Source organism: Leclercia sp. LSNIH8 (genome assembly GCF_002920195.1).
Classification (GTDB): Bacteria; Pseudomonadota; Gammaproteobacteria; order Enterobacterales; family Enterobacteriaceae; genus Enterobacter.
The window spans coordinates 204,013-221,153 of record NZ_PQJY01000006.1; the positions used below are offsets into that span (position 1 = coordinate 204,013).

The following is a 17,141-nucleotide window of genomic DNA, read 5'->3' on the forward strand; positions in this document are numbered from 1 at the left end:
ATGTACCTCCATCAAGCCCGGCCACACCACGCGGCCGGATAGAGGCACTCTCAAGAAAGCAAGGCTTCTTGCTAAGGGACGATTCGCACGGGTCGAGAAACGTCCCCCCTAATGCGACGGGAACATTGGAAGCTGCGCTAGTCGGCGGTAGCCGCCGTGCATCAGCTCATCGCCGCGGCGTACCAGCCGCCGCACGCGGGCACGCAATGCACTGTCTTTGTGCCAGTCGGCCGCGACGGCATCCGCGCCGAACAGACCTTCGGCCACTTCGCGCAAAGAGGCTCCCGCGAGGGTCGCGTCGAGCGCTTGCAAGGTATGCAGTTCCAGCAGCGCGGCGGGCGTGGGGCGAGAGCGGGCTGTTGCCACAGGCGCGGCCACGGTTGCGGCAGATAGCGCATCCAGCTTCGCAGCGAGCGTGCGGTAGCGCGCACAGGGCGTGGCGCAGGCGCGTGTGGCGTAGAGATAGGCCGAGCCATCTTCTAGGTCGGGTGCGAGTGCGAGCCGAACGCAGCAGCCTGGCCAATGCGATACAAGCACCAGGCGCTTGCCGTCGTGGGTCAGTTGCTTGCGCCCAGGAATGCGCCAGAACTCGAAGGTATGCGCATCGGGTGGTGGGTCGGCGTCGGGGTATAGCTGCACCACGCCGTCGTGATCGGGGAACCAAGCAGGATGTGCATCGCGCGCATCCAGGCCGGGATCTTCCAGCAGGCGCAGGCCCCAGGCCTGCGCCGCATCTGGCTTGCGACGCCGGCGTAGCCAGTCGCGCCGGTAGCTTGCATTCCTGCGCAAATACTCCCAAGCCAGCGCTGGGCCATCGAGGTGCAGCGTGTAGAGATACGCGGCCGTGGGATACCAGTGTTGGCTGCTGCGGTCAGTCATGGCGAAACCTCCCTGTTTCTGGGAACGTCGCCACAATTCCGCTGTGCGGGAGCTATCGAATCGCCATCAAGTGGTCATCAAACTCGGGTTACGCTTTAACTGCTGGTGTCAAGACAGATTCGCTCCAGTGCATTGCCGAAATCGTCTAAATGCGACGACTGCACCGCCCGGAAATGGGGTGCAGCATTGAACACCGTGCCGAATCTCGCGCCTGGCATCATGACTGTTTTGGTCAGGAGCGCACCACCCTGGTGCAAGCATGCGGATCAAGACTTGCCAGGTCTTGGCTAAGACCGAAATAGTCACAATGCGATACTTTTTGCCTGGTCGCGCTGGAATGCGTCAATCGGTGATCGAACCGTTTTCCTGAGCCAGTCGAACGTATTCCGACAGCGGCCGCGTCGGCTGGAAGTACCGATCTCGTATCACGGGCTGCTTGAGCGGCCCGACGATGGACGCCAGATCGGACAGCTTCACCGTCGCCAGGGCAGGCATCCCGATCCCGAGGTCGATCAGGCCGTAGGCCGTATCGCCATCGGTCGGATCGAGCGCGGCCAATAGCCAGGTCGCATGTGCGTCCGGTGTGAACAGGCGCACCACGGGCAGCGGGTCACATTCCTGGCCTGCGGCGCGGGTGAGGCCGTGGGCCAGTAGGTGCACCCGGTCTTCCTCGGTGACAAGCGTGGTCAAGGCCGCGCCCCTTCCACGAACACACGCAATCGCCGAGGCGCATCTGTGCCTGCGGACGGATGCACGTATGCGCAAGCGCACGAAGCCGCAAAAGCGGAGAGGCACGAAGGCGTATTGGTGGAAGTCAGGAAAGACACGGACGCGGTTCCCTGGGTCTGAGGAAATCCGCAGATGCGGATCTCCGTAAAAGCACGGAAAAGGAAAACATCACCACCAAATGAACACTATAGATTGTAGTCCTATAGGGCGCAATGGGCTGTCATCTTGGTTTTTTGGGGAAACCATAGGTGGCAGCGAAGAACTCATTGGCAGCGGCGATTCGGACGGTAAGGAAGGCGCGTGGTTTGAGCCAGGAAGCGTTCTCCAACGTGTCCAGTCGCACCTACATGAGCACGCTGGAGCGCGACCTGAAAAGCCCAACCATCCAGAAGCTGGCCGATCTGTGCGAGGTCATGGAAGTGCATCCGCTCACGCTGCTCACATTGGCTTATGCCGGTGACAGCACCCGCGAAGCTGATGAATTGCTGGCACAGGTGCGCCAGGAACTCAGGGCGATATTGGAAGAGCCCGACACGCCGTAGCGCGTTGGCGTGTGGTACTGAATTGCAGCAAGCGGAGCGCGCAGCGCCGCAGGCGCGAAGGCGTGAGGGATTGAAGCCGGATGGCCGTGACGGCTTGCCGGCACGGGGCGAAGCCCGAAAGCCCGGCGGCGCTTACAGCGCCGACACGCCACACACCGCTCGTTGACACGGATTGCGAGCCACAAGGCACGCATGCAGGCCCGCGGTGACGGGCGTATCCAGCACGCGGCAGCAGCAGAAATCCTGCGCGTGCGGTGCTGCGATCAGCAGCATCGCGCCCCGCCGCAGTGGGCGGGACGCGGTAAGCGGCTGTCAGGCCGCCTTCGGCTTGTTGCGCGACCAGATCAGGTCGTGCGTGCCGTCCTCGTTCTCGATCAGGCGGGCATAGACCGTCGCCGGGAACGAAGGGTCGTCGATGGATACGGACAGGTATTCCCGCCCGGCCTCGCTGGTCTTCTTCCACGCTGCGCCGACTTCGTGGCCAGCCGCTTGCAGGTGGAAGTCGGGGGCGTTCTCGGTGTCGCCCTTGTCGTTGGGAACCAGCTTGACCTTGACGTTGAGCGTCAGGGTGCGAAGCGTGCCGGTGAAGCCGTCTTTCTCTGCGGTGAAGGTGCCGATGTTAGCCATGATGTTTCTCCTTTCGGGTTGAACAAGGTCGCGCCAGTGCGTCCTTGTTGTGATCCGGCCGGCGGGGGATGGGCTGGTCGCACCGCGCAGCGGTCGCAACAACGTGGAGAACCTGGAAGCGAAAAGAATTTGTCCCGCGAGGAATGCGCGCAGCGCAGGGGAAATTGTTTTCGCTTCCAGGTTGCGGCCATGAAGCCCAAGGCGCAGCCGCGCCACCGCCAGGATTCACAACAAGACAAGGACGCACAGGCCGCCCGCTCCCGAATGGAGACGTGGCCAACTCGGCATCCCCGCGTGACGGCTGCACCGGCTTGCGCCCTGACGCGGGCCAGGTCAATGCCCCGACGACAAGGCCAGAGCGCCCCTGCCGCAGCTCACGGCCACATACTGAGGCGTGGTGTGGAAGCTCCATAGAAGCGAGGCTGGGCGGCGTGTCGGTGAACCGTCTTTCGTGACGTACAGACAACGAACCGCCAGCGTCGGGGACGGCACGCTTTCGTGCAACCTGCCGCAGCAAGCCGGGGCGTAGCCACACCAGCCCCGCCCATTGCGGCGGGGCTCGGTCGAATCGTTGGCGGCGCGATGCGCCGCCACACTTGCTGGCTTCGTGGATTTCGCGCACGAGCGCCCTTGTGCGTGGCCCCATCGCCGCCGACCGAAGGCGGCGATGGGGCTTTTTTTTAGCAGTGAAACCGGGCGCGGCCACCGCCGCGCCCGGAGTTTTCGACCACCGGCCCCAAGGCGGCACGGCTTGGGGCCGGTGCGGCTCGTTATTTCTTGGTTTCGATGATCCACCACACGGCGCGCGGCAAGGCGCGGCCCGTGAGGGGATGCAGATCGGTCAGGTCGGCGCGGGCCGTCCAGCCACGCGGCGGACGGTAGCCGCGCACGTCGCCGTCGCCGTGCCAGCGGCGGGCGCGCACCGTGCCGGAGGCATAGGTCGCAGCCATACGGGGGCGGTTTGCGGGTTGGTGGGTCATGGCAGGCATCCTCAATATGAAGCGCCCCGGCCGGAACCGGGGCGCTATCTACGGTGCGAAGTCACGCGGCCAAAGCCTCGGCCTGCGGCTGGACATCCGCCACGGCGGCCGCTTCTTCCTGTGCTTCGGCTTCGCCATCCGCCGGCGCGTCCTGCCCGGCCTGCTGCGGGCCTTCGGTGCGGAAGATGGCGGGCATCCAGCCGGTGCCAGCGGCGAGCCGTTCGGCTTCGCTGGCAATGTCGCCCTTCTTCAACTTCGCCAGTCGGGTGACGTGCGAGGGCGCGAACCCGCCAACGGCTTCCAGAATCGCGGCCTTCGGCACATGCCGGAAGTAACCCTCATTGGTGGGCTGCCACCACGCGGCCATATCCAGCCCCACGGCCTGCGCCAGTTCCGCGCCGGGCTGGTGCGGCGTGGCGCGAGGCGTCACCACGTCCACCGTGGAAGCTAAGCACACGGCCAGCAGCCGCACCAGTTCATCCTGTGATTTCGCCAGCAGCGCGGCGAACAGTTCGGCGCTGTCCTCCGGCAAGGTTTCGCCTGCCACCTGTTGCAGTTCGCGCAGCGCCACGGCGGCGGGTGATTCCGGCCAGTCCGGGGCCATGCCTTCCAGCCGGTCTTGCACCGTGAGGCGCACGCCCAGCGGCAGGTCGTGGCCGTAGTGGCTTTCCTGCAAGACGGTCTGCACCATGCCATGCACCACGGCGGCCAGCGCGGCTTGCGGATGCCGGGCCACTTCGATTTGCAGCGCGGCGGTACGGTGCGCGCTCAACCGCTGCGCCAGTCGGTCGGACATGGTGGCGGTCTTGGGCTGCTCGTCGTCCTCGCCTTCGTCCTCGTTTGCGGCTTCGCCTTCGCTGCCGAAACCCTGCCGCAGTCGTTCCAGCGTGCGCAGCGCCTTGGCTTCGGCTTCGCGCAGCAGCCCGCGATGAATCGCGGCCTGCCCGTCGCGGTCGATGGTGACGATGGCACCGGCTGCGGCCTTCACATTGGCCGCATAGTCCAGCAAGCCTTCTTCCAGCGCCTGCAACTGCTCGCCCAGGCGTTCGCCTTCTTCCTGCAAGGCATCGGCCTTTTCTTCGTCTTCGTCGTCCAGCGCGGCATCCACGGCTTCGGCCAGTTCGTGCAGCTTGGTTTGCAGCTTCTCGATGCGCTGCGCGTCGCGCTTGTTCGGACTGCGGCGTTCCCTTGGCGCACGCTGGAAGGCTTGCAGATCGGCATGGGTCATGCCCGGCGTGGCATCCACCCACGCCCAGCCCTCGGCCTGCACCTTGGCGGCGATACCTGCCAGCTTGTCCTGCGCCAGCCGTTCCAGCAGTGCGGCATCGGTCAGATACACGCCTTTGTCGCCCTCCGCGAACAGGTCGCGGCGGATGCCACCGCCTTCCTGCTCGTAGCCGTCCAGCCCGACAAAGCGCACCAGCGGATGCCGGTAGGCGTCGATTTCGCGTTCGGTCAGACGGTCGCGCAGGTTGTGCGGGCTGCGCTGCCATGTCGGCGCATCGTAGAACGCGGCTTCCTGCGCGGCGTGGTCGTCGGTGATGGCAAGGGCCATCAACTGGTCAAGGCTCACGGCCTCGGCGCGATAGTCGGCCAGCAGGCGCGGCGAGACGTTGGCGAGTTTCAAGCGGCGCTGCACCACCAGCGGCGTGACGGAAAAATCCGCTGCGATATCCTCGATGCTGCGGCCTTCGGCCACCAGCGCGGCGAACGCCTCGAACTGGTCGGCGGGGTGCATGGCTTCGCGCTGCACGTTCTCGGTCAGGCTGGCCGTGCGTGCGGTGCCATCGGCCACCTGCAGGCAAGGCACCTCCCATTCCTTGCTGATGCGGTGCTTCTTCGCCAGCAGCTTCAACGCTGCGAGGCGACGGCCACCGGCCACGACTTCGTAATGCTCGCCGTCGGCGGCGGCAATCACGATGAGGTTTTGCAGCAGGCCGACACGCTGGATGCTGGCGGCGAGTTCGGGAATGGACATGCGCGGGGTCTTGCGCACGTTGCGGCCAGTGGGGCGCGACACCAGCCGCGACAGCGGAACCAGAATCAGGTTCTTGGTCGGGTCAGCGGCTTCCAGCGGGATAGCGGCGGCGGTGTTGATGGCGCGGGCTTCGGTTTGGGTAACGGCGTTCATGGTGATAACTCCTATCGGTTCAGGAATGCAGCAGCGAAGAAAGCGACAAGGGCTGCTGCCTGCCCCTGCCGCGTGGGGATTCAGGCTTTCAACTGGCGCATGCCATCGGCCAGCAGCCAGAGGGCGCGATTCAGTCGGATGTTTTGGTCGATGCCCTGCACCGGGCGGGTTTGCTGTCGGCGCCCGTTGGCGCTGCGGCCACGCAGCCCGCCTTGGGTCAGGTTTTCTTGGGTGCGGTTGAACACGCTCCACAGGTCGGGGCGGCGGTCGTCGAAGCGGCGCGGCATCAGGATTTGCGATTCCGTGATGGGCGCGGGCTTGTCGGGGTCGTCGTACTTGAGGGCGAGCGCGGCGCGGGCGAACACTTCGGATTCGCCATCGTCCAAGGTGATGCCGCGCATGGCATCGCGCGATTCCTTCACCCGATCGAAACCGCTCAAGACTTCGTAAGCGCCCTCAATGACCAGACCGGCCACGTCGCCTTTATGGGGCACTCGCACATCGGCCACGGTGTTGCCGCAAACAAGGCCATTGCTGCACACGAACCGGAACATTCCGGCCAGCATCTGATAGCTGCTGGTGCCGTCGTGCGAGTTCAGCAGCACGATTTCGTTGGCCTCCGCGCCGTTGATCTGGCTGGCATGGCGCAAGCGAATCATGTGTTTGGTGTGCTCGCGCTTGCCTTCGTCGCGCACGCGGGTTTGCGTCACCATGAAAGGCTGGAAGCCTTCTTTGCGAAGCTCGGTCAGCACGGCGGCGGTGGGGATATAGGCGTACCGCTGCGAACGGCTCTCGTGCGGGGCATCCGCGAAGATGGACGGGGCCACGCGGTGAATCTGGTCGTCGGACAGCGGGTAATCGCTGCGCAGCGAGGGGGAGCGGAAAGCGAAACGGGATGCGAGTTGCATGGTCTTTCTCCTGACAAAAGAGGTTTGCTGTTCACACCGCACACCGGATTTCTAGATTCGGAGCCCAGCCTTTCGGCTGTTTGGTGCGGTCGGCACGAGGAACCCGGTTGGCCCTGTTGCCACCGTCTTTCCTGAGTTCATCGCCCGCGGCCAAAGGAGCGCGCGGACGGGGGCCGTCAAGGAGCCAAGCGCAGGGTGGGTGCGGCCCGCAGGCGCAGCCGAGGACACGGCCCTGCGCGCCTTGACGGCACACGGGCGCGGGCTACGGTCGCGGGTAAGGTGATGAAGTCAGGGGAGACGGCTGGACAAGGCAACGGCCATCCCTTTGTGCTGACCGCACGCAAGCGAAGCGCGCAGGCCCGAAGCTGGAAGCCGGGCCGTAGGCGTCAGCGATGCGGAAGGCTGGCGAAGCCAGTCCCGCCAGGGATGAGCGACTAGCGAACCTGGAGCAGCGCGATCCGCGAAGCGGAGACGCAAGAGGACTCTTCGTTTACCATTTGTTTCGCAAGCTAATGATGGGAAAGCAAGAACACGGAGATCTAGAGATGATTGTCTGCATCAACCGCCTCAAACAGTTCGGAATCTTCAGCGACTTCAATGGAACGAAGATCCAAAAGTTCGGCCGGTACAACCTGGTCTATGGTTGGAATGGAACAGGCAAGTCAACGTTATCGAATCTATTCTCTTGCTTTGAGCTTCGCTCGATGGTTCCCCGCTTCAGCACGGGCCAATTTTCAGTAGTTCTGGAGGATGGCTCAACGATCACGGAATCCACACTCCACTCATCCCAATTGAATATTCATGTTTTCAATCAACGCTTCGTGCATGAGAACATTGATTGGGACAAATCCGTAAAGAGCATCCTTCTTATTGCGAAAGAGAAGATTGATGACTTGCAGAAGCTGGAGAAGCTGAAGAGCGAGCTTCAGTCGAAAAAGAAGGCTCACGACGACAAGCAAAGCGATATCAAGAAGCAGCGTGAGGCATTAGAGAAGTTCCTGACCAATGCTGCCAAGAAAATGAAGCTTGGACTTCAGGCGATTGATACGAGCGACAGTTATTACTTGAATTACGACCGCCGCAAGCTCTCCAACTTCATACAGAATAACGGCGAGACAATTATCAAGGCGGAGTCGGTTCTTCCAGATGAGAGGGTTATCGACCTTACGAATGCCGCCAAGCCAGATCAGCTTCCAAGCATTGCTTTCGCCTCAACGGCCATTGAGCCGGACTACTTTAAGAAAGCGGCGGGCCGCATCAGAGATTTGATTGGGACTACGGCGGTCAATCAAGCAATCCAGCGGCTTACCGATAACCCGGACATCCGCGAATGGGTTCAAGCAGGCTTGGAAATCCATAAAAACCACGACTCGCAATCCTGCGAGTTCTGCGGCTCTCCGTTCGCCCAGCTTCGTGCCGAGGCGCTTGCTGCCCACTTCAGCAAGGAGTTCACGGAGTTTCAGAGCCGACTTCAGAATGCGGCGACATGGATTGAATCTCAAGGCGCTCCAGCTAATCAGTTTCCCGCATCGACCGAGTTTTATAAAGAACTATCGGCCGAGGCAGAAAAGCTTCAAAAGGACTACGCAACTGCTGCTGAAAAGATCGACCAGCAAATGGACGCCTGGCGGGAAGCCCTGAAGGCCAAGATCACAGACCCTGGGAAGACAGACATTCAGATCTCGGATGTGGTTGAAGACGATGTCACCAATTTCAATGACATCCTGAAGTCGATTGTTGCTCTCGTTGGAAAGCACAACAATAAGACTTCAAATTTCAAATCTGAGACCTCAAAAAGCAAGGTGGCACTGGAGCTTCACTTTGCTGCGGCTGAGGTGCAAGAGTTTGACTATGCTGGAAGTGAGAAGAAGTGCAATGACCTTGAGTCAGAAGCAAAGAACGACCATAAGGAAATTGAAAAAATTAGTCTAGAGGTCGGAGCCATAGAAGCGGCGCTCTCGAATGAAACGGTCGGGGCAAAGGAGTTCAATGACATCCTGCATCGCTTCATTGGCCGCTCTGAGCTTTGCCTGAACTTCAATCAGAAGAAGAAAGGCTATGAGATCATCAGAAACGGGGTTGGTGAGCACGATGGGAATTTGAGCGAAGGTGAGAAGACTGCGATTGCATTTGTCTATTTCATCACGAAGCTCAAAGAAAATGGAAATAACATCAAGGATACGATCGTCGTCGTTGACGATCCGGTCTCAAGCTTTGATTCTAATCACTTGTTTCACGCCTACTCGTTTTTGAGAACGCAATGCACTGAAGCCAAGCAACTTTTTGTGCTGACTCACAACTTCACTTACTTTAAGCTAGTGAGAGACTGGTTCACTGGCACCAATAGGAATCGAGTCAAAAAAGGCAACGCCGAGAATTGCTTCTTTTATCGCCTGGATGCGCCACCTGGCTCCCCTCGTCACTCCCTACTTGTGGATGCCGACGACTCACTCAAGAACTACGGTTCCGAGTACCACTATATCTTCAAGAAGCTTTACGAATATAGGGCGCACACGACACTCAATCGAGATGAGGCGTTCTTGACCGCCAACCTCGCCCGAAAGCTTGTTGAATCGTTTTTTACCTTCAAATATCCAAGGCGGCGAAGCGACATTAGTCAATTGATGGAGGCTGGCCTAAAAGATTGCACCATCACGACACCAGAGCTTAAAGAAAAAATCTACCGCTTTATCAATAAGTATTCACATAGCGACGTTATTGAGATAACAGAGGAATCCGCAGAAAACTTGGCAGGCGAAAGCCACAGCGTCATCGGGAACATCTTCCAGTGGCTGGAAGAGGTGGACAAGAAACATTACGACGAGATGATTCAGGTTGCGACGGCCTGAGCATCAGGCCGCGAGGGCCATAGCTATGCCACCAGGCGCAGCAAAAAGGGGCCGAAGCCCCTTGGGCTAGATCAGCCCATGCTCGGCGAACGATGCCGTTTCGTTGCCCGCAACGATGATGTGATCGAGCACGCGCACGTCCACCAGACCCAACGCTTCCTTGAGCCGCTGGGTCAGCGCCCGGTCAGCCGCGCTCGGCTCGGGGTTTCCGCTCGGATGGTTGTGCGAAACGACGACCGCCGCCGCATTGAGCCGCAGCGCCTCCTTGACCACTTCGCGCGGATACACCGACGCACCGTCAATAGTGCCGTGGAACATCTCCCTGTATTCGATCAGACGATGGCGCGTATCCATGAACAGCACTACGAACACCTCATGCTCGAAGCTGGCCAACTTTGTACGCAAGTATTCCTTGACCGCCGCCGGCGAAGTGAACTCTGCTCCGCGCTGCATTTTCCGGTCAATGACCTGGCGCGCAGCTTCCAGAATGTCGTCGGCCGATGCCGGTAGATAGCGCCCGTGCGCGTCGCGCACCAGCAGACAGGAATCGAACGAGGGAAAGGACAGTTGCGACATGATCGTGCTCCGGTTGCTCGGGCGGAATTGCCCGGAACCGGCGGCAGCACGGCGCAGCGCAAGCAGTCAGGGGTCGCAGACGGCCGCCAGGACGCAAGCGCGCATGGCGCGCGCCGCCCTTGACGGCGAGAACGCCGTGATACGGTGAAGGGAACAGCAAGACCGCCCACACCCGCCCACTGCACAGAGTCGATTTTTGGCAAGCGGAGCGCGCAGGCCCGGATCAACGAGCCGGGACGGAGGCGTCAGTGATGGAAGCCCGACAGGGGCGAGACTCGCGCAGCGAAGCTCGATGCGCAGCACGACAGCGCGACGGCGGCACGCCGGGACGCCCGACTGCTTGGGACAGGACTACTCGTTGTCCGTCTTGCGCTGCTCGATTTGCAACTGCGCCCGTTGCGTTGCCTGTTGCAGCCGCTCCACCAGCACGCCCCTCGGCGGCAAGGCGGTCAGATACTCGGCAACGTGGATGCCGGACTTGTCCAGCTCCAGCAATTCGATCTGCTCGCGCTTCTTGCCGGTGCAAAGGATGATCCCGAGCGGCGAGGCTTCCTCCGGCTCCCGTTCGTGCTTGTCTAGCCACCGAAGGTAAAGCTCCATCTGCCCTTTGTAGGCCGCCTTGAAGTCACCTACCTTCAACTCCACCGCAACCAGCCGCCGCAGCTTGCGGTTGTAGAACAGAAGGTCAAGGTGGAAATCCTCGTCGTCGATCGGAATGCGCTTCTGCCGGGCGACGAATGAGAAGCCCGCGCCCAGCTCCAGCAGGAAGGACTCCATTTCACGGATGATCGCCGCTTCCAAGTCGCCTTCCTGCCAAGTGTCCCGCAGGCCCAGGAAGTCGAGGATGTACGGGTCGCGCATGACCAGGGCCGGCGACATGCGCTGCGCATCGCGCAGGGTCGCCAACTCCTGCGCTATGGTTTCTTCCGGCTTTTGGGAAAGCGCCGTGCGCTCGTACAGCATCGAGTCGATACGCTCGCGCAGCGTCCGCACGCTCCAGCGTTGGGTGCTGGCCATCTGTGCGTAGTAGTCCCGCTGGAGCGGGTCTTTCAGCGGCATCAGGGCGATGAAGTGCGTCCAGCTCAATTCTCGTATCAGTGATACGAGAATTCGCTCGTCGGGGAAGGTGGCGGCGAACTGCACCATGCGGCGCAAGTTCTGCTCTGCAAAGCTGCTGCCGTACTCCTCCACCAACTGCGCAGCCAAGGTGGGCAGAACTTCCTTGCCGTAGGCGCCCCGGCGCCTGTCCAAGACCTGCGTGTGGATGCGTTGGCCGATGCGCCAGTAGAGCATCGTAAGCTCGCTATTCACCGTCGAGGCGGCGCGCTTGCGCGCCGCCTCGATCAGTGCCCGAATGTCGCCCAGCAGCGCCGCGGGCGCTGCGAGCGATGCTGCTGATGGCCGGCGCCCGTTCATGCCACCGCCTCCGCAAGCTGCCGCGCGCCCGTGATGGCTTGGCGGCGGCTGGCCACCAGCTCGGCCGCCTCGCGCACCGGCTTGTCCTCGGTGTGGACGTAGTGCATGAACATCGCCACGGTCTTGTGGCCCGTCAGCTTCATTCCCACTTTGGTCGGCACACCGGAATTGGCAATGTCGGTGGTCGAGCGATGACGGATGCCGTGCGTGCCTACGTGCGGCACGCTGGCGGCCTTGAGCGTCCGGCACCAGCCGCCATAGTGCTCGCCAAAGGTCAGGTGCTTGGCCGGGTCGTTCGGCGACGGCAGGACGTAAGGGCAGCCTTCCAGACGCGGCGCCGTCGAAAGCAGCCGATAGGCTTCCTCGCTCATGGGCTTGGAAATGCCGCCAACCTTGCTGTCGGGCCACACCACGCGCCGGTTCTCGAAGTCCAGCCAGCTCCATTCGAGCGGGCAGATTTCGGAGCGCCGCGCCGCAAACTCGAATTGCAGCCGGATCGCCAACGGGATGACGTAGTTCTCCAGCCCCTCCGCCTCCAGTTTCTCCAACTGGCGGAAGATCCGCACCATTTCCTCGTCCACGATGAGCCGGGTTTCCTTGCCCGGCGGGTACATCGGGACGTGGCGGCACGGATTCGTACCGTCCGGGCGGAAGCCCCAGACTTCGGCCAAGTTGAACATCTTGCGCAGCACGCCGAAGGTCTTGTTGGCCTCGGTCGGCTTGTAGGCCAGCTTTTCCATGAGCCCCGCAATGTCGGGCCGCTTCACGTCATGCACCTTCTTGCGGCCCAGCAGCGGGATGATGTTGCGGTCGATGACGCCCTGGTAGCCGTCCTGCGTGCTGACCTTGTTGCGCTTCTTGGAGTAGTCCTCCATGAACTTTTTGCACAACTCGGCCATCGTGGGCGCCTTGCGCGCCTCGGCCTTGGCACCGCCGGGATCACCACCCCGGCGAACCTCGGCCAGCCAGTCCTGCGCTTTGACCCGCGCCTGTTCGACGGTTAGCTCCCCGTAGAGTCCCAGCGAGGGCTTGCGGGGCTGGCCAGAGTTCGTGCGGTACTGGAGCATGAACACCCGGCGTCCCGTCGGGGTAATCTTGCAAAGGAAGCCGGGCACGACGGTATCCCGTAGTTCGATGTCCTTCGCCTGGGGTTGCGCCGACTCTACGGCGGTCTTGGTGAGCTTGATCTTTGCCATGATGACTCCTTGGAACGACCCGGATTCCAGGAGCCAGATAGGAGCGGCGCGAGGGAGAACCGGGTCAAGTTTCAGAAAGCACCGGCATATGATGGACGCGCGTAAGCTATTGATAAACCTGTTGTATCGGGCTACGTCGCAGTCCAGCGAACTACCGGGCTGGAGTCATCGTGAAACAAAAAAAGGGGGCCCGCCAGTTCAGCAACGAGCCGGAGTTATACGTCAAATAGTTGCAAAAAAAATTAGATTCCCGGAACAAATCCACATAAGATTGGGATACTGTACTTTTGCTGAAAATAACTTAAGGTTGACCATGTCCGAAACTAAACAGGCGTATTTGATGAAATTTCGTAAGTGCTCTTCATTTGACACACTGGAAAAAGTATTTGAACGACTCTGTGAAAAGAATGTTGGTATAGTTTCACTAGAAATTTCCGGGGCATATGACCATCGAAAAGCTGAACTGACAATGAAAAAACTCTACGATAAAGTCCCCGCCAGTGTATGGACCCTGGTTCGTCAGTAAAATGAAAATCCCGGGAACCATTATACAGCCGACGTTTAACAAAAAGAGGTTTATGAAATCGTCTGTTGAACATATAAATTTATTAAATTATTTATTACCACCTCTGGGAATTAGTTTAATCAGAAAAGTAATAACTTCACTTAAAATGCTTTACTTGCTCTGTTGTGGTAAAACGCATGGGAATTAAACCTTTATTAATTTTAACTCTTCCATTCATCTCCTTTTATTTAAACGCGGCGAGCCTAAACGAGTTCAGTCAAAAACTGGATGAAGGTTACCGTTACGCCTGTAACGCAACTCAGACGGGCAACGCAGAGGTTGCCTCTCTGGCGCTTGAGAACTACAGGGCAAATTTCACTACCTCAGACCCAAAAGTTGGTTTCAGCCAGATAATGAATGATGAAATAAACAAGGTTGTCTCGAATTTTTTCAGAATGGGCATGATCCAGGGGAACACCAGTACTGCGGCCTGCGAGACGCCTTCGGAGTTGCTGAGTCAGACCGCTTTGGCGGTATATTCCCGACAGGAAAAGGCGGCGTTGGCATCGAGCCTTGATGCTGTCCGCTTCACTGAATATGCGGCGCAGGCCTACCCGATTTTTGATTCAATCCGGAGTACAAGCATCAGTGAGGATGAAGTAATTAATCAGATTAATAAAATTGGGAATAATGCAATTATAAATGACAAGAATGCTATTGACGCCAGCAATGCGACAAGTGCGATGAAAAACGTAGTGACTGTACTTTTTTCTGCCCGGAGTGACCCGGAACTTATGCAATTTATGATGGGTTATATTGATCAACACAAACTGCATTGAATGTAGGGTCCAGTATTTATATTAAATCAGCTTTCGTCCTGAAAGTGAGCCCACTGTTGGAATGCTCACTAATTCCGGTTCCGTCCGTATTAATAAGTCTCACTGCTGGTGGAGGGACGGGCAACCGGAAAAGTAGCTTTTTACCAGCATAGAATTGCCATCGCTTTATCCATTTGCCCCTGCCACAGTAATAAAAGCAACTTAAAAACTCATGAAAAAAGACCTCTTATCGAAATGTCATACTGCTTTCGTCCGATATAGTGAATGTCTGTATGCTGCGGGGGAAATAACATGCGAAAGAGCTATACCTATGGGATTCCTTTCGGACTCCATCGCGAAACTGGACGGTATCTGGACATCACGGAAGTAAGCAGAGGGAGTGCATGCAACTGTATCTGCCCCGGGTGTCGTACGGATTTGATCGCCAGGCAGGGTGAGGTCAAACTCTGGCACTATAGCCACACCACGGACCTCTTCGGTGATTGTGACGGCTTGATGGAGGCGATTCGGGGAAAAATTATTGAAGTTGTCCGGGAAAGACATCTTCTCGGTTTCCCGCATCTTCTGGCCGGTTATGAAGGCGGGAAGGTGCCACTTGATGAGGTAAGCGGCAGCGGAAGCATGTTCGGCGCCACGGCAGATCTGTTTGTGAAGGTTAACGACCTCTGTGTCGCCGTGTTTCTTGATACCGATCGCAGCGTGGCCGGGAAGCTGACGTTCGACCATCTCCATCCCTCGGAAATGGTAGCAGCATTACGTATCGATCTGCCGGATATAGAATACGAAATCAGTCAGGTACAACTTGGCAGGCGAGATGGAACCTACAGCGAACGTATCGAGAAAATTATCATTGATGAGACGGAGTCACGAGAGTGGTTGTATCATCCCATGATGCAGGAACTGGGGACTGAACCCCTGAAGGTTTATCAGGGCCGTGAGCCTGCGGAAGCAGGACCACTTCTCCAGCGTCTTTCCGACTGCTACATGAAGCTGCCGGACATCTTACCCCAGAGCATGAATACGCTGATAAGAATGCAGCAGGACACCATCGTTTGTTTGTGTCGGCTCACCGTCAGAGCATCCAATATAGCCCAGACTGATGAATTTCCGCTGTTTATACGTTACTTCCGTCTGCATTGTCTCGACACCAGTGAGCATGTGAATTACGAGAAATTGCTGAACTGGCAGGACATGATCACAAAATCACAGGAAGGGCAGTCGCTAACGATGGAGGAACGGGATTATCTCCAGGAAATCGCCCGTATTGGCCTCTACAACCACCGACTTAAAAGTGTCTGCCTGACGGCCTGCGAAGACAGTAAGGTGGCAACAACTGAAGGACCAACAAATTTCTCATTGCTCTGAAGGGGGCTGGGGAGTTACGGGCCTGGCGGGCATGGAAACGTAAACAAAATCTACTTGCTCGCCTTAAGCAGTAATGGGTTGTTCATTTCTTACATGGTCTCAGAGTACCTATCATGATCAGTCCGGTAATATAAACTGGCACAGCCATCATAACAGCCCAACGCTAATGGACATACATTAGCGTTGGGCTGTTATGGCCGAAAGACTGGATCAGGAGTTCCGGATTTTTGCGCGGTAGGTGTGTTTGATCCTTTCAATCGTGGCAAGAGATGCATTCCAGTAGCGTTCAGCGTCGGGGCGATATTGGTCATCGAAGATGCAAAGATTCAATAATAGTGTAATTAGCGTCTCCTGGCGGCAAAGTCAGTCGGCCGGAACTGGTAAACTGTATTCCACCTCACCCGGGCTGGCGGGCGACTGACGTCTTGCCGGTTCATAGCCGGTGGTCGCGTCTGACAATGCGGTGTCCTGCCGGTAGTGACGCTGGCAGGGAGGTTTGCCAAATATACCCTACAGGGACTTCAGGAATGAATACGTTCGAACAGTTTAAAGCACAGGTCACCCAACATGCCTGTGGACTCGGTCCGGAACAACTGGCCGGGTACTGGGGGCGGTCCACCAGCGGCGAATGTGTTTCGCCATCGTATGAAGTGTTCAGGGGTTATCCGACCCGCCATCCGCTGGCGGAGTTTGTGGAGATGGCTGCATCCCGCAACGGCATCAGGCCGGATGACTACCTGGGTGATTTACTCCGGGGGCCGCATGAGGTTGTCGGCTCCCTGACGGATGACAGCACGTCACCCGCCGCCAGCCTGCCTGTCTATTTCTTCCCGGGTGCCGGGATTTACGCTGCGGCGGTCAGTGATACCGAGGTGCTCGATGTCTGGATGAGCTGGCCTTGCTACCCGGAAAACTGGTGAACATCCGAAACCGGGTTAACCGGCCGGGGATGATTTCCACGACAGCTGGTGCGGACGTGATAACACAATTGCATGTCCTCATCCCTAATGCCCCCTGCCAGACCCTTCCGTGCGGTCAGGCTTCGCCTGATTCCCGATCGGCGCGTATACATCAGGCTATAACTCTTTGTTTTCTTTTTATTTTCTTCCTGTTTACTCGAAATTCGCGGGCGGCCTTGCCAGGGCACAATTGTCAAATACGTGATACTGATGGCTGCACATTGTTAATGTCGGGCACGATGTTTTGTAGTTAACAAGCACTAGTTGGATGAGGACATGCAACTTCATGATGTATCTGACGCTGTTGACTCATGGCAGTCGCCAGTTCAGTTACACCATAAACGTTAGCTTTTAATAAGAGAGGGTTACTATGTTTAGAACTGAGCAAAAGTCAGAGCATTTAGGCCAGGTCATGATGATTGATCCGGAGCTGGTTGGGCAGGGCATAGAGGTTGGACAGGTCGTTGTGTTTGATCTGGGGCACGCCAGCAAAGGCGTTGTGCATTTGATGCGCGAAAGCAAAAAGCGTGATTGTTTTTCCCCTACAACAGAGCGCAAACAGACTTTCAATATGACCGATCAAACTACCAAGGGAGGTTGATACGGGTAAGACGACTGTGGGGCACATCTCACACTGATG

At 58.4% G+C, this 17,141-nt stretch carries 16 protein-coding genes; 7 read left to right on the top strand and 9 right to left on the bottom strand.

Going from position 1 to position 17,141, the window contains the following annotated elements; genetic code table 11:
* Positions 1–108 precede the first annotated feature (108 nt).
* Together C3406_RS18185 and C3406_RS18190 are read right to left on the bottom strand one after the other, a co-directional pair.
* On the bottom strand, positions 109–879 hold the full coding sequence (locus tag C3406_RS18185; protein ID WP_006379424.1) for a DUF2285 domain-containing protein: 771 nt from the start codon (positions 877–879) through the stop codon (positions 109–111).
* Positions 880–1,221: 342 nt separating this feature from the next.
* Positions 1,222–1,569 (bottom strand): DUF2958 domain-containing protein, encoded by a 348-nt coding sequence (locus C3406_RS18190; protein ID WP_016487838.1) that lies wholly within the window; start codon positions 1,567–1,569, stop codon positions 1,222–1,224.
* A 287-nt stretch (positions 1,570–1,856) separates the two neighbouring features.
* On the opposite strand from C3406_RS18190, the gene C3406_RS18195 reads away from it, so the two are divergent.
* Positions 1,857–2,150 (top strand): helix-turn-helix domain-containing protein, encoded by a 294-nt coding sequence (locus tag C3406_RS18195; protein WP_006379425.1) that lies wholly within the window; start codon positions 1,857–1,859, stop codon positions 2,148–2,150.
* Between the two features lie 312 nt (positions 2,151–2,462).
* Here C3406_RS18195 and C3406_RS18200 read toward each other — a convergent pair whose 3' ends face one another.
* From C3406_RS18200 to C3406_RS18225, 4 genes are all read right to left on the bottom strand, one after another.
* Complete coding sequence (locus C3406_RS18200; protein WP_001273857.1) at positions 2,463–2,777, bottom strand: DUF736 domain-containing protein; 315 nt, start codon at positions 2,775–2,777, stop codon at positions 2,463–2,465.
* 770 nt (positions 2,778–3,547) lie between these two features.
* Positions 3,548–3,757 carry a hypothetical protein gene (locus tag C3406_RS18215; RefSeq protein WP_016487839.1) on the bottom strand — a complete coding sequence of 70 codons (210 nt, stop codon included), beginning with the start codon at positions 3,755–3,757 and terminating at the stop codon, positions 3,548–3,550.
* Positions 3,758–3,818: 61 nt separating this feature from the next.
* Positions 3,819–5,888: a ParB/RepB/Spo0J family partition protein gene (locus tag C3406_RS18220; RefSeq protein WP_006379606.1), complete on the bottom strand. Its 2,070-nt coding sequence runs from the start codon at positions 5,886–5,888 to the stop codon at positions 3,819–3,821.
* An 80-nt stretch (positions 5,889–5,968) separates the two neighbouring features.
* The gene (locus tag C3406_RS18225) at positions 5,969–6,796 is read right to left on the bottom strand and encodes a DUF932 domain-containing protein (protein WP_003092327.1); all 828 of its coding nucleotides are present in this window, start codon (positions 6,794–6,796) and stop codon (positions 5,969–5,971) included.
* 392 nt (positions 6,797–7,188) lie between these two features.
* Here C3406_RS18225 and C3406_RS18230 point away from each other — a divergent pair, with 392 nt between their 5' ends.
* Positions 7,189–9,645 carry an ATP-binding protein gene (locus C3406_RS18230; RefSeq protein ID WP_016487840.1) on the top strand — a complete coding sequence of 819 codons (2,457 nt, stop codon included), beginning with the start codon at positions 7,189–7,191 and terminating at the stop codon, positions 9,643–9,645.
* 66 nt (positions 9,646–9,711) lie between these two features.
* Here C3406_RS18230 and radC read toward each other — a convergent pair whose 3' ends face one another.
* From radC to C3406_RS18245, 3 genes are all read right to left on the bottom strand, one after another.
* Entirely contained in the window at positions 9,712–10,221 is a 510-nt protein-coding gene (gene radC, locus C3406_RS18235; RefSeq protein ID WP_016487841.1) for a RadC family protein, read from the bottom strand.
* Between the two features lie 351 nt (positions 10,222–10,572).
* Positions 10,573–11,637, bottom strand: coding sequence for a PDDEXK nuclease domain-containing protein (locus tag C3406_RS18240; protein WP_016487843.1), 1,065 nt, complete (start codon positions 11,635–11,637; stop codon positions 10,573–10,575).
* Positions 11,634–12,833 (bottom strand): tyrosine-type recombinase/integrase, encoded by a 1,200-nt coding sequence (locus tag C3406_RS18245; RefSeq protein WP_014603550.1) that lies wholly within the window; start codon positions 12,831–12,833, stop codon positions 11,634–11,636. The genes C3406_RS18240 and C3406_RS18245 overlap by 4 nt, the downstream gene beginning before the upstream one ends.
* A gap of 313 nt (positions 12,834–13,146) precedes the next feature.
* Between C3406_RS18245 and C3406_RS18250 the strand changes: the two genes are divergently transcribed.
* The 5 genes from C3406_RS18250 to C3406_RS18270 all read left to right on the top strand — a co-directional run bounded on the left by C3406_RS18250 (position 13,147) and on the right by C3406_RS18270 (position 17,102).
* Positions 13,147–13,359: an Hha/YmoA family nucleoid-associated regulatory protein gene (locus tag C3406_RS18250; RefSeq protein ID WP_022652191.1), complete on the top strand. Its 213-nt coding sequence runs from the start codon at positions 13,147–13,149 to the stop codon at positions 13,357–13,359.
* A gap of 176 nt (positions 13,360–13,535) precedes the next feature.
* Entirely contained in the window at positions 13,536–14,177 is a 642-nt protein-coding gene (locus tag C3406_RS18255; RefSeq protein WP_015063153.1) for a hypothetical protein, read from the top strand.
* A 291-nt stretch (positions 14,178–14,468) separates the two neighbouring features.
* Positions 14,469–15,542 carry a competence protein CoiA family protein gene (locus tag C3406_RS18260; RefSeq protein WP_022652192.1) on the top strand — a complete coding sequence of 358 codons (1,074 nt, stop codon included), beginning with the start codon at positions 14,469–14,471 and terminating at the stop codon, positions 15,540–15,542.
* Positions 15,543–16,069: 527 nt separating this feature from the next.
* A complete protein-coding gene (locus C3406_RS18265) occupies positions 16,070–16,462 on the top strand; it encodes a hypothetical protein (RefSeq protein ID WP_022652193.1) in 393 nt (130 codons plus the stop codon).
* 409 nt (positions 16,463–16,871) lie between these two features.
* The gene (locus tag C3406_RS18270) at positions 16,872–17,102 is read left to right on the top strand and encodes a hypothetical protein (RefSeq protein ID WP_022652194.1); all 231 of its coding nucleotides are present in this window, start codon (positions 16,872–16,874) and stop codon (positions 17,100–17,102) included.
* The last annotated feature ends 39 nt before the right edge of the window (positions 17,103–17,141 follow it).

Coding starts and splice junctions, on each gene's coding strand:
- C3406_RS18185 (WP_006379424.1), bottom strand. CDS start 879: ATGACTGACCGCAGCAGCCAACACTGGTATCCCACGGCCGCGTATCTC.
- C3406_RS18200 (WP_001273857.1), bottom strand. CDS start 2,777: ATGGCTAACATCGGCACCTTCACCGCAGAGAAAGACGGCTTCACCGGC.
- C3406_RS18215 (WP_016487839.1), bottom strand. CDS start 3,757: ATGACCCACCAACCCGCAAACCGCCCCCGTATGGCTGCGACCTATGCC.
- C3406_RS18220 (WP_006379606.1), bottom strand. CDS start 5,888: ATGAACGCCGTTACCCAAACCGAAGCCCGCGCCATCAACACCGCCGCC.
- C3406_RS18225 (WP_003092327.1), bottom strand. CDS start 6,796: ATGCAACTCGCATCCCGTTTCGCTTTCCGCTCCCCCTCGCTGCGCAGC.
- C3406_RS18230 (WP_016487840.1), top strand. CDS start 7,189: ATGCGGAAGGCTGGCGAAGCCAGTCCCGCCAGGGATGAGCGACTAGCG.
- radC (WP_016487841.1), bottom strand. CDS start 10,221: ATGTCGCAACTGTCCTTTCCCTCGTTCGATTCCTGTCTGCTGGTGCGC.
- C3406_RS18240 (WP_016487843.1), bottom strand. CDS start 11,637: ATGAACGGGCGCCGGCCATCAGCAGCATCGCTCGCAGCGCCCGCGGCG.
- C3406_RS18245 (WP_014603550.1), bottom strand. CDS start 12,833: ATGGCAAAGATCAAGCTCACCAAGACCGCCGTAGAGTCGGCGCAACCC.
- C3406_RS18250 (WP_022652191.1), top strand. CDS start 13,147: ATGTCCGAAACTAAACAGGCGTATTTGATGAAATTTCGTAAGTGCTCT.
- C3406_RS18255 (WP_015063153.1), top strand. CDS start 13,536: ATGGGAATTAAACCTTTATTAATTTTAACTCTTCCATTCATCTCCTTT.
- C3406_RS18260 (WP_022652192.1), top strand. CDS start 14,469: ATGCGAAAGAGCTATACCTATGGGATTCCTTTCGGACTCCATCGCGAA.
- C3406_RS18265 (WP_022652193.1), top strand. CDS start 16,070: ATGAATACGTTCGAACAGTTTAAAGCACAGGTCACCCAACATGCCTGT.
- C3406_RS18270 (WP_022652194.1), top strand. CDS start 16,872: ATGTTTAGAACTGAGCAAAAGTCAGAGCATTTAGGCCAGGTCATGATG.